We start from the raw sequence: 16817 nt of genomic DNA on the forward strand, positions 1-16817 counted from the left end.
TCACTCCTTTACGAGAACATCTGGCGCATGCTGGGGCGACGGGGAGCGGCCGATTCCTCCGACCACGCGGCGAGCGCGGTCACGGTCGGCAGGTCGAAGATCTTGCGGATGGGTATCTCGATCCCCATCTCGGCGCGGGCGCGGCTGATCAGGCGGGTGGCGAGCAGGGAGTGCCCGCCGAGCTCGAAGAAGCCGTCGTCGATGCCGACCCGCTCCACGCCGAGCACCTCGGCGAACAGCTTGGCCAGGGTCTCCTCGCGAGTGGTGCGGGGCGCCCGGTAGGGGGCGCCGGTGTACTCGGGCTCGGGCAGGGCCGCCCGGTCCAGCTTGCCGTTGGGCATCAGCGGCAGCCGGTCCAGGAGCACGAAGGCGGACGGCACCATGAACTCGGGCAGCCGCTCGGCGGCGAACCGGCGGAGCTCGCCGGGGTCGGTCTCGCCCGACGGCACCGCGTACGCGACGAGCTGCTTGCCGATGCCGGTGCCCCGGGCGATGACGGCGGCCTGGGCGACCTCGGGGTGCGCGGTGAGCGCGGCCTCGACCTCGCCGGGTTCGACACGGAAGCCGCGCACCTTGACCTGCGCGTCCCCGCGGCCCACGTACTCCAGCTGACCCTCGTCGTTCCAGCGGGCCAGGTCGCCGGTGCGGTACATGCGCGCGCCGGACGGTCCGAACGGGTCGGCGACGAAGCGCTCGGCGGTCAGGTCGGCACGGCCGTAGTAACCGCGGCCGACGTTCCCGCCGATGTACAGCTCGCCGACCGCGCCCTGCGGCGCCGGAGCCAGGCCGGGGCCGAGGACGTAGGCCCGCATGTTGCCGAGCGGGGTGCCTACGGGCGCGCTGCCCGCCTGGACCGGCGTGGCGCCGGAGACGGTGTAGGTGGTGGCGTAGAACGACTCGCTCTGTCCGTAGGCGTTGACGACCCGTACGCCGGGGAAGGCGTCCCGTACCTTCTCGATGAGCGACGAGGCGAGGGCTTCGCCGGCGAAGACGACCGTCTCCACGCTGGTGCGGTCCGCGATCTGGTCGACGAGTTCGGCGAAGGCGGACGGCACGGTGGAGATGACGCCGCCGCTCCAGCTCTTCCGCTCCCCCAGCACCAGGACGTCCCGGACCAGTTCGACGACGCCGCCGCTGGCGAGGGTCGTGAAGATCTCGAACGCCGACACGTCGAAGTTGACCGACGCGCCCGCCAGGAGCCGCTTGCCCGGCTCCATGCCCACGCGGGAGGCGAGCCGCAGCACGCCGTTGACCACGTTCGCGTGGGTGATGGCGACGCCCTTGGGCTTGCCCGTGGAGCCGGACGTGTACATCACGTACGCCAACTGCTCGGGGCGGAGCGGCAGTTCGAGGCCGCCTTCGGCTCCGGACAGGTCGAGCGCGTCGAGGAAGACGTCCGGGGCGTCGTGCCGCGGCAGCACCGCGACCGTCGCCGAGTCCGTCAGGACCAGGCGAGGCCGGGCCTCCTCGAAGATGGCTGCGAGGCGGTGGCTGGGGTACTTGGGGTCGAGCGGCAGGTACGCGCCGCCCGCCTTGAGGACCGCGAGCAGTGCGACGACCAGGTCGGCCGAGCGTGGCAGCGACACCGCGACCACCGACTCCGGGCCCACGCCACGACCGGCCAGTTCACGCGCCAGGCGGTCGGCCCGGGCGTTCACCTCGCGGTAGGTGAGCGACTCGCCGTCGGCGACCACCGCGACCTCGTCCGGGGTCCGTGCCGCCTGGGCCTCGACCAGCCCGCTGATCGTGACGTCCGGGGTCGGGACGGCCGTGTCGTTGAACTCGACGAGCAGCCGGTCGCGTTCGGCCGGATCCAGGGCGTCGACCTGCGCGGCCCGCAGCTCGGGGGTGGCCACCAGTTGCCGCAGCACCCGCACGAGTCGGGCCGCGTACACCTCCACCGTGTCCCGCTCGAAGACACCCCGCGCGTACTGGAGGCTGAGCTGGAGGTGCGGTTCGACCAGCGCCATCAGGGTCAGCGGGTAGTTGGTGCCGGTGGACAGACCCAGGCCCGTGAACGCGATGCCGTCCGCGGCGTCGGTGGCGGCGCTGAGGCCCTCCTGGTCGACCGGGTACGACTCGAAGACGACCAGCGTGTCGAAGAGGGACTGAAGGCCGACGGACTGCTGGATCTCGGTGAGCCCGTAGTGGTGGTGGTCCAGAAGACCGGCCTGTCGGTTCTGCAGCCGGGTGAGGACCTCGGCGAGGGTGTCGCCGGGCGCGTGGTCGACGCGCACCGGGAGGGTGTTGATGAACATCCCGACCATCGACTCGACGTCCGTCACCGCGGGCGGGCGTCCGGAGACGGTGGCGCCGAACACCACGTCCTGACGGCCGGTGAGCCGACCGAGCAGCAGCGCCCAGGCCCCTTGGACCAGGGTGTTGATGGTGACGCCCAACTCGGCGGCGCACCGGTTGAGTTCGCGCGCCACGTCGAGCGGCAGCGCGACGTCGACCTCGTCGAGGCCTTCGTCGCCCGCGCCCTCGGAGCCGGGCGCGAGCAGGGTCGGCTCCTCGACCCCTTCGAGCGCGGCCTTCCAGGCCCGTGCCGACTCCTCCTGGTCCTGCCGGGCGCGCCAGGACAGGAAGTCGCCGTAGCTGCGCGTGCTCGGCAGGCCCGTCGGGTCGCCGTGGGACGCGTAGAGCAGCAGCAGGTCCCGCACCAGCAGCGGCGTGGACCAGCCGTCGAACAGTACGTGGTGGGCGGTCATGACCAGTTCGGCCCGGTCGGGCCCGAGGACGACGAGTGCCAGCCGGATCAGCGGCGGGGTGTGCCGGTCGAAGTGGACGGTCCGGTCCTCGGCGAGGAACCGCTCGAACGTCTCGGCCCGCTCGGCCTCACCGACCGCGGTCAGGTCGAGGTGGCGCCAGGGCAGGGTCACCGTCTGCGGCACGACCTGAACCATGTCGCCGTCCGCCTGGTTGACGAACGCCGCGCGGAGGCCGGCGTGACGTGCCAGCAGTGCCTGCCCGGCCCGGCGCATCCGCTCGGGGTCGACCTTGCCGGAGAGGTGGAACACCATCTGCATGTGGTAGGCGTCGAACGACGCCCCGGCCAGCATGGTGTGGAACAGCATCCCGGACTGTGCCGGTGTCACCGGCCACACCTCGGTCAGCCGGCCGAAGCGGGCCTCCCAGGTGTCGATCTCGTCCTGGCCGACGTCGACCAGGGGCGCGTCGCTCGGGGTGAGCCCACCGGCCTCGGCCGTGTTGGCGTGCCGGGCCAGGCCGGTCAGCGCCTGGACCCACAGCCCGGCCAGCTCGGTCACCTCGTCGCGGGAGAGCACCCCGGTCGGGAAGCCGAAGTAGGCGGTCAGTTCGTCACCGCCGGGGGTGGCGGCGGCCACCGCGTTGATCTCCAGCGCGGACAGCACCGGCATGTCCGCGTCCGGCGCGGCGATCAGGTCCGGGTGCGAGGTGTCGGGTGTCCAGCCCAGGCCACGCAGTTCCTCGGGGATGTCCGCACTGGAGGACTTGCCGAGGTAGTTGAACCCGATCTGCGGTTCCCGCTGTCCGGCGAGCGCGGCGGCGGTGCCGGGATTGAGGTGGCGCAGCATGCCGTAGCCGATGCCGTTGTCCGGTACGGCCCGCAGCTGTTCCTTGACGGCCTTGATCGCCCGTCCGGCGGCCGGGCCGCCCGCGAAGGCGTCCGCCACGTCGATACCGGCCAGGTCAAGGCGTACCGGGAACATGGCGGTGAACCATCCGACCGTGCCGGACAGGTCCGCGCCGGGCACCACGTGCTCTTCCCGGCCGTGGCCTTCGAGCCGGACGAGTGTCGAGGCCCCGGACCCGCCGCGCGTCTGGCGCCAGTGCGCCAGCGCCAGCGCGAGCGCGGCCAGCAGCCCGTCGTCGGCGCCGCCGCGGAACACCGCCGGCACCGTGTTGAGCAGGGTCTCCGTCACGTCCGTCGGCACGTGGACGCGCACGGCGTCCACGGTGCCGGCGACGTCACGCGCCCGGTCCAGCTCCCGTGCTCCGAGCACGGGCTCGTCCTCGCGCAGGATCCGCTGCCAGACGGGCAGTTCCGCCATCCGCTCCGTGGTGACGGCCTGGTCGGCCAGGGCGTGCGTCCACCGGCGCAACGAGGTGCCGGTGCCTGCCGGTCGCGGGGCCTGCCCGTCGCGGACCCGCTGCCATGCGGACACCAGGTCCGGCAGCAGGATCCGCCACGACACCCCGTCCACGACCAGGTGGTGCAGCACGATCAGCAGCCGATCCGCCTCCGTGTCGGAGGTGAACCACACGAACTGCGCCATGACGCCGGCGTCCGGATCCAGCCGGTCCGCGGCCGCGTCCAGTTCGGCCTTCGCGTCGGCGTCGCCGTAGCGGACTTCCCGCACCAGCGTGCCGGCGTCCACCGTGCCGACCGGCTCCGTCAGCAGGCCGGGCTTCGCGCGGTCGAGCCGGGAGCGCAGCACGTCGTGCCGGTCGAGGACGGCCTGCAACGTGGCGACGAGTCCAGCCCGGTCGATGTCCTCGGGCAGGGTCAGCATCGCGGACATGCAGAACCGGCCGATGCCACCACCGAGCGCGAGGACGTGCGCCGCCGTCGTCGGCAGCGGGGCCCAGCCCACGCCGCCGCCCGGCAGCTCGGCCAGGGTCACCCGCTCCTCGTCCTGACGGCCTTCGACCAGTTCCGCGAGCCGGGCGACCGTGCGGTGCTCGAAGATCTCCCGCGTACTGACCACCACGCCGCGGGACTTGGCCCGGGCGACGACCTGGATGGAACGGATGCTGTCCCCGCCGCTGGTGAAGAAGTCGTCGTCGATGCCCACCTGCTGGGCGTCCAGTACGTCCGCGTACACCTCGGCCAGGACCCGCTCGGCCTCGTTGCGCGGCGCCCGGTAGGCGGTGCCGGAGAACTCCGGCTCGGGCAGCGCGGCCCGGTCCAGCTTTCCGCTCGCGGTCAACGGCAGCCGGTCGAGCACCACGAGCAGGGCGGGCACCATGTAGTCCGGCAGTCGCTTGGCCACGAACTGCCGCAGCTCCGCCACCGAGACAGCGGCGTGCGTGTCCCCGGTGCTCGCGGGTGCCACATAGCCGACCAGCCGTGTGGTGCCGGTGTGGTCCTCGCGGACGGTGACCACGGCCTGGCCGATCGCGGGATGCTGGGCGAGGACCGCCTCGATCTCGGTCGGCTCGACCCGGATGCCATTGACCTTCACCTGGGTGTCGGCTCGCCCCGCGTACTTGAGCTGCCCGTCCCCGTCCCACTGGGCCAGGTCGCCGGTGCGGTACATGCGCGCGCCGGCGGGGCCGAAGGGGCTGGCCACGAAGCGCTCGGCGGTCGTCGCGCCGTTCTGGTAGTAGCCACGGGCGAGCAGACCGCCGACATACAGTTCGCCGACCACACCGGGCGGGACCGGAGCGAGGTCCGGGCCCAGAATGTGGGCGCGCATGTGGGCCAGCGGCTGCCCGACCGGTATCGCTCCGGTCGCGGCGGACTGCTTCGGGAGCGTGTACGTAGTGGCGTAGAAGCTCTCGGTCTGTCCGTAGGCGTTGACGACACGAACATCGGGCAGGGCGTCGTGGACCTTGCGGACCAGGTCGGCCGAGAGCGCCTCACCGGCGAAGACGACCGTTTCCACGTCGAGTTCGAGGCCGCCCGGGGCGCCGATCTGGTCGAGCAGCGCGGAGAACACCGCGGGCACGGCGCTGATGGTGGTTCCCGACCACCGGTCGCGCTCGGCGAGTTCGAGTACGTCGCGGACGACCTCGACGCTCGCCCCACTGGTGAGCGCCGTGAATATCTCGAACACGGAGACGTCGAAGTTCACCGAGGTCGCCGCGAGCATCCGGGACCCCGCCCCGACGCGCGCCGTCTGGCGAAGGTCCCGCACACCGTTGACCACGCTGGCGTGGGTGATGGCGACGCCCTTGGGAGTCCCGGTCGATCCCGAGGTGAACATCACGTAGGCCAGATGGTCCGGCCCGACGCGTACCTCCGGGACCTCGGGAGCGGGGCCGTCGAGGTTCAGCTCGTCGAGGTGGAGCACCGGCGGCCGGGCCTTGGCCACGGTCGCCGCCACTTCGTGCTGGGTCAGCACCAGTGCCGGATCGGCGGTGTCGAGCAGCAGATCGACGCGTGCGGCCGGGTAGTTGGGGTCGATCGGCAGGTAGCAGCCGCCGGCCTTGAGTACGGCGAGCAGCGCGACCACCAGGTCCGCGGACCGGGGCAGCGCGACGGCGACCAGGACATCCGGTCCGACGCCGTGGTCGCGCAGTACGGCGGCCAGCCGGCCGGCGCGCGCGTCGAGTTCCCGGTACGACAGCGCGGTCTGTCCGGACACCACCGCCGTCGCGTCGGGTGTCCGAGCCACCTGTTCGGCGATGAGCTCCGGCAGCGTCGAGGCCCGCACCGCTGCCGTCGTCTCGTTCACCCCCGCCAGCCAGTCGCGTTCGGCGTCGGTGAGCACGTCCACCCCGCCGAGCCGCCGCGCGGGATCGGCGACCACCTGCCGCAGCACGCGCACGTAGCGGTCGACCATGCTCACGGCCGTGGCGTGGTCGAAGAGTTCCGTCGCGTATTCGAGCCGCCCGTACGCGCCGCCGGACGCGGTCGGAACGATGTTGAAGAACAGGTCGAACTTCGCGGTCTCGGTGTCCGCCGCGACGGGGGTGGCCCGCAGACCCGGCATCTCGATCCGCGGCCACACGAACTGCCAGGCCAGCATCACCTGGAACAGCGGCTGGTAGGAGGTGGCACGGTCCGGGCCCAGCAGCTCCACCAGGCGCTCGAACGGCATGTCCTGGTTGTCGTACGCGGAGAGGGCCTTGTCCCGCACCTGGTCCAGCAGCTCGCCGAACGACGGGTTCCCCGACAGGTCGGCGCGCAGCACCCACGTGTTGACGAAGAACCCGATCAGCTCGTCGAGTTGCTCATCGGCGCGCCCCTCGATGGGGCTGCCGATCGTCACGTCCTGCCCGCCCCCCAGCTTGTACAGGAGCACCGCGAGGGCGGCCTGGGCCGCCATCGGCGGGGTGGCACCGTGGTCCGCGGCCAGCTTCCCGAGCCCGGTGAGCAGCTCGGGTTCCAGCTCGAACGAGACATGGCCGCCGCGGTGACTGGCCATCGTCGGCCGGGGCCGGTCCAGCGGCAGCTGCACCGGCTGCGGAACCCCGTCCAGCTCCTGGCGCCAGTAGTCGATCTGCGCCGCGGCGATGCTCTCCGGATCGGCCTCGTCGCCCAGCAGCTGCCGCTGCCACAGCGTGTAGTCCTTGTACTGCACCGGAAGCGGCGTCCACTGCGGGGCACTCCCCTGGTGGCGGGCCGCGTACGCCGACACCAGCCCCTGGAGGAACGGCGCCATCGACGCACCGTCCACCGCGATGTGGTGGAACACGAACGCGACGACGTGCTCCTGGGGCGAGAGGCGGAAGACGGTGGTCCGCAAGGGGAGTTCCGCTTCCAGCTCGAACCCCTGGCACAGGGTCTCGCGCAGCGCGGCGTCCACCGCGTCGGCCGTCACGTCGACCACCCGGAACGGGAGCACCGCCTCCTGCGGGGGCAGGATCCGCTGCTCCGGCGTGCCGTCCGCGTCCTCGACGATCAGAGTGCGCAGGGTTTCGTGCCGGGTCGCGACATCCGTCACCGCCGCGGCGAGGGCCGCCGTGTCCAGTGGCCCGTCCAGGCGCAGCACGAACGGGATGTTGTAGGTCGCGGACGGACCCTCCAGACGGTGGAGGAACCACAGTCGGCGTTGGGCGAATGACAGGGGGATCATCGACGCTACTCCTACACAGTCATCTGGCGCAGCTGGGGACGGTTCGGCTTGCGCCGCTGAGGGCTGTCCGACGCGGTCAGTTCCTCGATCCGGACGGCCAATTGGGCGACGGTCGGATTGCGGAACACCATCGTGACCTTCGAGTCGACGCCGAATTCGTTGCGCATGCGGCCACTCAGCCGGGTGGCCAGGAGCGAGTGGCCGCCGCATGCGAAGAAGTCGTCGTCGATGCTGACCTCGTCCACACCGAGCAGGTCGGCGAACAGCCGGCAGAGGACTTCCTCGGTGGCGTTGCGCGGCCCTCGGCCGGTCACGGCCTTGGTGTGGTCGGGCGCGGGGAGCGCGCCGCGGTCGAGCTTCCCGCTGGGGGAGGTGGGGAACGCGGCGAGCGGCACGATCGCCGACGGCACCATGTACTCCGGCACGCGCTCCCGGAGCAGGTCCGTCAGGACGTCGAGGTCGAGCCCGGCGGGGTCCGCCTTGCCGGCGGGCACCACGTACGCGACCAGCCGCTGGTCACCGACGCGGTCCTCGCGGACCACGGCGACCGATTGCGCCACGCTGGGGTGCTCGGCCAGCACGTGCTCGATCTCACCGAGCTCGATGCGGAAGCCGCGGATCTTCACCTGGAAGTCGGTGCGCCCGATGTACTCCAGCCGGCCGTCGTCGCCCCACCGCACCAGGTCGCCGGTGCGGTACATCCGCGAGCCGGGCTCGCCGAACGGGCAGGCCACGAACCGTCCCGCGGACAGGTCCGGCCGACCCTGATAGCCGCGGGCCAGGCCGTCGCCGGCGATGTACAGCTCGCCCTGCACCCCGCGCGGGACCGGCAGCAACCGCCCGTCGAGCACGTACACCTGGGTGTTCCCGATCGGCCTCCCGATCGCCGGGAGCCCGGCTCCGGACTCGACCGGCGCCGTCGTGGACCAGATCGTCGTCTCGGTCGGACCGTACACATTGGCCACGTCGACGGCCTGCCCGGCGAGGGCCTCGGCCAGTTGCACCGGCAGGGCCTCGCCGCCGACCAGGATCCGCAGACCTTGCGCGCCGTTCGGCTCCTCCATGAGCAGCATCTGCCAGAACGCCGGGGTCGCCTGGACCATGGTGACCTCGTGACGGCGCATCACCTCCACCAGGGCCGAGGGCTGCGAGATGGTCTTCTTCCCCGCCAGCACCACCGCCGCCCCGGAGATCAAGGGGAGGTAGAGCTCCAGGCCCGCGATGTCGAACGCGACCGTGGTCACGGCGAGCAGCCGGTCCGCCGGGGTGAGCGGGAACCGCCGCCCCATCGTGGCCAGGAAGTTCGCCAGCGCGCCGTACGGGACGGACACGCCCTTCGGCTTGCCGGTCGAACCCGAGGTGTAGATCACGTACGCGGCGTTCTCGGGCCGGACGACCACCTCCGGCGCCGATGCCGGGCATCCCGAGCAGTCCGCACCGGCCAGCACCTCGGCATCGAGCACGAGCGCCGGGCGGGAGTCCTCCAGGATGTAGTCGATCCGGGATCGCGGGTGTTCCGGGTCGATCGGGATGTACGTCGCGCCGGTCTTCAGCACGGCCAGCAGCGCGACCACCAGGTCCGTGGAGCGGGGCAGGCACACGGCGACCAGCGACTCCGGCCGGACACCGCGGTCCATCAGCCAGTGCGCCAGCCGGTTGGTCCGCTCCTCCAGCTCCCCGTAGGTCAGGGACTCGTCCTCGCCGATGACGGCGGGGGCCTCGGGCGCCGCCGTCACCTGGCGGCGCACGGCCTCCACGAGACCCAGGTCCAGGGTCGGCTCGACCGTGTCGTTGACCTCGTGCAGGAGCCAGTTGCGCTCCTCCGCGCCGAGCACGTCGACGTCTCCGAGACGCGTACCCGGGTCGGCGAGAAGCTGGTCCAGGATCCGGACGAGCCGGGCGGCGATCTCCTCGGCGGCTTCACGGTCGTAGAGGTTGTTCTGGTAGTCGAGCGAGAGCCGCAGATAGGGGTCGGCGGAGTTGAGGGTGAGCGGGTAGTGCGAGCCCGCGAACGGGCGGATTCCGTCGATCGTGAAGCCCGCCGAGGTGTTGGCGTCCACCATGCCTTCGCGGTCGATCGGGTAGTTCTCGAACACGATGAGCGTGTCGAACAGCGCGGGCAGTCCGACACCGCGCTGGATGTCGGCCAGGCCGTAGTGGTGGTGGTCGAGCAGAGCGGTCTGCCGGTCCTGCAGCTCGGTGATGATGTCGCCCAGGCTGCGGTCAGGTCGGCAGAACACCCTGGTCGGCAGGGTGTTGATGAACAGGCCGACCATCTCGTCGGAACCGAGCAGGTCCGCCGGGCGACCGTTGACGGCGGCCCCGAACACCACGTCCTGCTGCCCGGTCAGCTGCGAGAGCAGCATCGCCCACGCGCCCTGCAGGAGCGTGTTCAGCGTGACGCCGAGCTCGGCGGCGCGCCGGGCGAGTTCGCGTCCCTTGTCGATCGACAGCGGTACCTCGACCCGTCCGAGGGCGGACGCCGCCTCCTCCCGGAAGGCAGCGTTCGGGGCGACCAGGGTCGGCTGCTCGAATCCGTCGAACTCGGCCTTCCAGCGGACGGCCGACGCCTCCCAGTCCTGCTTGGACAGCCAGGCCAGGTAGTCGCCGTAGCTGCGGACCGGAGCAAGCTCGTTGGTCGGGGAGTACAGCCGGATCAGATCGGTGATCACCATCGGCGACGACCAGCCGTCGAACAGGGTGTGGTGCGCGGTGACGATGAGCTTGGCCTGCTGCGGCCCGCAGGTGAGCAGGGCCAGGCGGATCAGCGGCGGCCGGGTGGGGTCGAGCTGGTCGGCCCGGTCGTCGGCGAGGGCCTGGTCGAGCGCGGCGTCCTGCTCGGCTTCGCTCAGGCCGGTCAGGTCGAGGTGCCGCCAGGGCAGAGCGACGTGTTCCGCGACGATCTGCACCGGATCACCGTCGGCTCCGGTGAGGAACGCGGAGCGCAGGTTCGGATACCGGTCGAGCAGCGCCTGCCCGGCCGACCGCATGCGCGCCGGGTCCACGTGCCCGGACAGGTGCAGCACGAACTGCATGTGGTAGACGTCGAAGACGCCGTCGGCGAGCGCCGCCTGGAACTGGATGCCGGACTGGCCCGGGGCCTGCGGCCACACCTCGACCAGCCGGCCGTAGCGCTCCTCCCAGGTATCGATCTCGTCCTGCCGCACCGAGACCAGCGGGGCGTCCGAGGGCGTGAGCCCGCCGATGCCCGGGCGTGCGGCGTGCGCGGCCATGCCGTGCAGCACCTCGACCCACAGCTCGGCCAGTTCGGCGGCACGCTCGCGGGACAGCACCCCGGTGGGGAACATGAAGGCGGCCTGCAGCCGGGTGCCGTCGACGGTGTCCGTGGCGACCGAGTTGACCTCGAGCGCGGACAGCGCGGGCAGGTCCGGGTCGGGCGCCGCGATCAGCTCGGCGGACCAGGACGCCGGTCCCCAGCCCTCCGCACGCAGGTGCTCGGGCACGTCGGTGTCGGAGATCCGGCCGAGGTAGTTGAAGCCGATCTGCGGCACGGGGTATTCGGCGAGCAGCTCGGCGGTCTCCGGGTTCAGGTAACGCAGCAGGCCGTAGCCCATGCCCTTGTCCGGTATCCCGCGCAGCTGCTCCTTGACCAGCTTGATGGCCTTCCCGGCGGCGGGGCCGCCGGCCAGCACGTCGGCCAGGTCCACGCCCTGCACGTCGACCCGGGCCGGGTACATGGTGGTGAACCATCCGACGGTCCGGGAGAGGTCGGCGCCGGGGACGATGTCCTCCTCGCGGCCGTGTCCTTCGAGGCGGACCAGGGTCGAACGGTCCGCACCGCGCCACCGGTTCACCGCCAGGGCGAGTGCGGCGAGCAGCACATCGGTGCCGGTGCCCTTGAACGCGGCGGGGAGCTTGGTCAGCACCGCCTCGGTGACCTCGGCGGGCAGCTGCACCCGCACGGTGTCGACGGTGGACCACACATCCAGCGCCGGGTCGAACATCCGCGTGCCCAGCGGGGGGTTCGGCGCCTCCAGCATGTCCTGCCAGTACGCCAGTTCCGCCTCCCGCTCCGGGGAGAGTGCCTCGTCCTCCAGGGCCGATGCCCAGCGGCGGGCCGAGGTGCCGACCGCGGGGAGCTCGGGCGCGTTGCCGGATCGGACCTGCTGCCATGCCTCGGCGAAGTCCGACATGAGGATGCGCCAGGTGACACCGTCCACCACCAGGTGGTGCAGCACCACGAGCAGCCGGCCCTCGCCCGACTCCGCGGCGAACCAGACGAAGTCCGCCATGGTCCCGGCTTCCGGGTCGAGTCGTCCGACCGCGTCGTCGAGCTCCGCCTTCGCCGCCTCCAGTGAGGACGGCTCGTCCCACCGGCCGTCACAGGGGACGCGGCGGATCAGGTCCGCCGCTCGCACGGCGCCCTGCGGACGGACGACGAGGGAGAGCTCGTCGCCCCGCACGAGCTGGGCGCGCAGGAGGTCGTGCCGGTCGAGCACGGCGTCCAGCGTCGCGCCGAGGCCGTCCGCGTCGATGCCGGCGGGCAGTTCGAGCACCATCGACATGGCGAACCGGTTGGTCCCGCCGCCGTGCTCGAAGACGTGCCGGGCCACCGGCTGGAGCGCCATCGGGCCGACGCCGCCGCCCTCGAACTCCACGAGCGCGGGAACCTCGTCCCGGCGGGCGGAGGCCACCTCGGCGAGGCGGGCCGCCGTGCGGCACTCGAAGATCTCGCGCGTGCTGAGGACCAGGCCCCGGGCCCTGGCCCGGGCCACCACCTGGATGGACCGCAGGCTGTCCCCGCCCACCGCGAAGAAGTCGTCGTCGATACCGACCCGTTCCACGCCGAGCACGTCCGCGTACGCCGCGGTGATGATCTTCTCGGCCTCGGTACGCGGCTCCCGGTAGGCCTCACCCAGGAACTCCGGTTCGGGCAGTGCCTTGCGGTCCAGCTTGCCGGTCGGTCCGAGCGGCAGTCGGCCGAGGGCCACGAAGGCCGACGGCACCATGTAGTCGGGCAGCCGGGCCGCGACGAACTTGCGCAGCTCGGCGGCCGAGGCACCGGCCTGCACGTCCACGTCGCCGATGCCGCCGGCGCCGTTGTCGCCGACGGCGCCCTCGCCGGTGTGCACCACGTACGCGACGAGCCGCTTTCCGCCCGAGGGCACCTCGCGGCTGATCACCACCGCCTGGCTGATGCCGGGGTGGGCCACGCACGCCGCTTCGACCTCGGCGGTTTCGATGCGGAAACCGCGCACCTTGACCTGGCCGTCGCCGCGGCCGACGCACTCCAGCTTGCCGTCCGCGTTCCAGCGGGCGAGGTCGCCCGTGCGGTACATCCGCTCGCCGGTGCCGAACGGGCTCGCCACGTAGCGCTCGGCGGTCAGGCCCGGGCGGCCGTAGTATCCGCGGCCCAGGCAGGTACCGACCACGTACAGCTCACCGATCACGCCCTGCGGAACCGGGGCGAGGCCCGGGCCGAGCACGTAGGCCCGCATGTTGCCCAGCGGGGTGCCGATGGGCGCGACATCGCCGTCCGCCCACTCCTGGGACGCGGCGAGGGAGAAGGTGGTGGCGTAGAAGCTCTCGCTCTGCCCGTAGGAGTTCACGATCCGCGCGCCGGGCAGGGCTTCGCGCACCTGCCGCACCAGTCGGGCCGGGAGCACGTCGCCCGCGAACACGACCGTGCGCACGTCGGGGGCCTTGTCCAGGTGCTCCACCAGTTCGCCGAGCACCGAGGGGACGCCGCTGATGACGTGGCCGTCCCAGCTGTCGCGCTCGCCGAGCGCCAGCGCGTTGGGGACCAGATCCGCGGTGCCGCCGGTGGACAGGGCGGTGAGCAGCTCGAAGACGGAGACGTCGAAGTTGACCGAGGTGCCGGCCAGCATCTTGTGCCCGGGCCGCGCGTCGACGACGCGCACCAGCTCCCGCACGCCGTTGACGACGCCGCGGTGGGTGATCGCCGCGCCCTTCGGCTTGCCCGTGGAGCCGGAGGTGTACATCACGTAGGCGAGGTTGTCCGGGCCCAGCGGCGCGACGCGGTCGGCGTTGTCCGGCGCCCCCGCGGGCGCGGCCCACTCGGCCCGGAGGTCGAGGTTGACGCTCACCATGTCGTGCCGCGGCAGGTCCTGCGACGTCGCGGTGTCGGTGACCACGAAGCGCGGGCGTGCTTCGGACAGCACGGTCTCCGCGCGGCCGGCGAGGTACTGCGGGTCCATCGGCACGTATCCGGCGCCGGACTTGAGGATGCCGAGCAGGCCGACGACGAGGTCCTCGGTGCGCGGCAGGGCGAGGACCACCAGGTCCTCCGGCCCGGCACCGCGCCGGACCAGTTCCCAGGCGACGCCGTTCGCCCGGTCGTCGAGCTCCCGGTAGGTCAGCACCCGCTCGTCGCACACGAGCGCGGGGGCGTCGGGCGTTCGGGCCACCTGGTCTTCGAACAGTTCCGGGATCGTCAGCCCGGACAGCGCCGTGGCGTCGGCGTTGTGGTTGAAGTCGGTGAGCAGACGGTCGCGCTCGGCCGCGTCGAGCACGTCGAGGGTGCCGATCGCGTGCTCCGGGTCGGCCACGAGCCCCCGCAGGACGCGGACGAACCGCTGCGCGATGGCCTCGGCCGTGCCCCGGTCGAACAGGCTGGTGGCGTACTCCAGACGGCACTGCGCCCCGCCCGAGTTGTTCGGGAGCAGGTCGAAGAACAGATCGAACTTGGCCGTGCTGGTCTCCAGCCGCTCCGTGCGGACGCCGAGGCCGGGCAGTTCGAGATCCGGCACGGGCGGCTGCCAGGAGAGCATGACCTGGAAGAACGGGTTGTAGGCGGTGGACCGGTCCGGGTTGAGCAGCTCCACCAGCCGCTCGAACGGCATGTCCTGGTTGTCGTACGCGGCGAGGGACCGGTCCCGCACCTGCCCGAGCAGTTGGCGGAAGGTCGGGTTGCCGGAGAGGTCGACGCGCAGCACCCAGGTGTTGACGAAGAACCCGATGAGGTCGCGCAGTTCCTCGTCGGTGCGGTCGGTGATGGGCGCGCCGATCGACACGTCGTCACCGCACCCGAGGTGGTGCAGGAGCACGGCGAGCGCCGAGTGCATGACCATCGACACCGTGGTGTCCGCTCCCGCGGCCAGCTTCTCCACGGCGCCGAGCAGCTCGGGGTCGATCGCGAACGGGATCCGGTCGCCGTCGGGGCTCATCACCCTCGGGCGCGGGCGGTCCGTCGGCATCGCCAGCGGCTGCGGCAGATCGGCCAACGTCTCGCGCCAGTACGCCAGTTGCCTGGCCGACAGGCTCTCCGGGTCGGTCTCGTCGCCGAGCAGGTCCCGCTGCCACAGCGTGTAGTCGGCGTACTGGACCGGGAGCGGCTCCCACTCCGGCGCCCCGCCCTCGCTGCGGACCGCGTAGGCCGTGGTGAGATCGCGGAACAGCGGTCCGAAGGACTCTCCGTCCACGGCGATGTGGTGGGCGACCACGACCAGGGTGTGGTCGAGCGGCCCGGACCGCACCAGCCGGGCGCGGATCGGCGCGTCGGTGGCCAGGTCGAAGGTCTGCCCGGCCTCCTGGTCGACGGCCGCCGCCCGCTCGTCCTCCCCCGCGGCCTCGACGACCGGCAGGTCGAACGGCTTCTCCCCGGTCGGCAGCACCACCTGGTGGGGGACGCCGTCGTCGCTCTCGACGATCACCGTGCGGAGGACCTCGTGCCGCTCGATGACGTCGCGGAGCGCCGACTCCAGCGCGGCCACGTTCAGTTCACCGGTCAGTCGCAGGGCAAAAGCGCCGTTGTAGGTCGGCGAAGGGCCTTCGAAACGGTCCACGAACCACAGCCGACGCTGGGCGAACGACAACGGGATCATTGTGTCTCCAAATCGGTGAAACCAGGGAGCAAGTCGTCAGCTCTGGTCGAGCAGGGTCAAGAGTTCGTCGTTGTAGAAGTCGTCGATGGAGCACGCCCCCGACAGCGTCGAGAAGTACCGGTCGATGTGGTCCTGGTGGCCAACCAGTTTCCGCAGCATCTCCGTGCGTCCCTCGGGCTTGAGCTCGGCCACGTTGAGCGCGCCCTGGTAGTGGTTGAGGGCCTCGTTGCTCAGGTTGTTCTCGTAGCGCCGCAGAGCCGAATTGAGGGCGTCGTCGTCGTGCAGCCGCTCCCCGATGTTGTCGGTCAGCGTCTGGGCCTGGACGAAGGCCTCGGTGATGCCCCGGGCGGTGATGGAGTCCTTGTGGTTCACCGCGTCGCCCACCAGCACCCAGCCGGGTCCGTAGGCCTTGCGGAAGTAGTTGTCCTGGTGCCCCGTGCCGTACATCTGCTCCACGCGCTCGCCGGCCTGCATCCGCTCGTACAGCTCGGGCGCCGTCGTGCGGAAGGCGTCGAGGTAGGCGGGTTCCACGGCCTTGCGGACCTGCGCGAAGTCCTCCTGCGGGAAGTACGCCATGAGCAGCGTGAGGTCGTTGTTGGTGGGAAGGACACCGATCCAGCGGCCCGTCCGCTCGTACAGCTCGAAGTCCGAGGGGACGCCGGCCCAGTAGCTGTAGTAGGTGCAGGTCATCCGCGGGTGCTCGATGACGTTCTGCGCGCCGACCTTGCGGGCCACCAGCGAGCGCATGCCGTCCGCGCCGACGACGAGGCGCGCCCGGTCGGTCGCCTCGACGCCGCCGGGCGTCGTGTAGCGCACTCCGACGACCCGGTCGTCCTCCCACACCAGGTCGTTGACCGCGCAGCCCTCCCGGAACTCCACGCCGGCCGCCACGGCACCGTCCGCGAGGATCGGGTCGAGCACGAACCGCCTCGGCGCGTACGTGGTCCGCAGCCCGTCGATCGGCAGGGAGAAGCCCTCGATGCGGACGCCCGGTCCCTCGTAGACCTGGTGGGTGATGGGCTGGGCGCCCGACTCACGGATCTTGTCGAGCAGCCCCCACCGGTTGAGCAGTGCCACGCCCTGCATGTGGAGGTAGTGCGAGGACAGGGTGTCCTGCGGGAATCGTGCCTTCTCCAGGAGCAGGACGCGATATCCCTGCTGCGCGAAGAGCATGGCCGTCGGCGAACCCGCACAACGGGCACCTATGACAATCACGTCGTACATGGCGCGCCTCTCTTACCAGGTAGTTTTTGATCCAATGCGGCTGCAGCCGGAATTCCCCTTG

The 16817-nt window shown here is 71.6% G+C and carries 3 protein-coding genes; all 3 read right to left on the minus strand.

Going from position 1 to position 16817, the window contains the following annotated elements:
• Window positions 1-8 precede the first annotated feature (8 nt).
• From AC07F3_RS31760 to AC07F3_RS31770, 3 genes are read right to left on the minus strand one after another with little or no spacing between them, the layout of a single operon-like run.
• Window positions 9-7727: an amino acid adenylation domain-containing protein gene (locus AC07F3_RS31760; RefSeq protein ID WP_479117869.1), complete on the minus strand. Its 7719-nt coding sequence runs from the start codon at window positions 7725-7727 to the stop codon at window positions 9-11.
• A gap of 11 nt (window positions 7728-7738) precedes the next feature.
• Complete coding sequence (locus AC07F3_RS31765) at window positions 7739-15532, minus strand: amino acid adenylation domain-containing protein (RefSeq protein WP_479117870.1); 7794 nt, start codon at window positions 15530-15532, stop codon at window positions 7739-7741.
• Window positions 15533-15568: 36 nt separating this feature from the next.
• Window positions 15569-16756, minus strand: a complete 1188-nt coding sequence (locus AC07F3_RS31770; RefSeq protein ID WP_479117871.1) for an NAD(P)/FAD-dependent oxidoreductase — start codon at window positions 16754-16756, stop codon at window positions 15569-15571.
• Window positions 16757-16817 lie beyond the last annotated feature (61 nt).

Source organism: Streptomyces sp. NPDC045846 (assembly GCF_056431605.1).

What these genes read in the sequence shown, in the direction of transcription:
- AC07F3_RS31765 (WP_479117870.1), bottom strand. Translation starts at nt 15,532, where the DNA reads ATGATCCCGTTGTCGTTCGCCCAGCGTCGGCTGTGGTTCGTGGACCGT.
- AC07F3_RS31770 (WP_479117871.1), bottom strand. Translation starts at nt 16,756, where the DNA reads ATGTACGACGTGATTGTCATAGGTGCCCGTTGTGCGGGTTCGCCGACG.
- AC07F3_RS31760 (WP_479117869.1), bottom strand. Translation starts at nt 7,727, where the DNA reads ATGATCCCCCTGTCATTCGCCCAACGCCGACTGTGGTTCCTCCACCGT.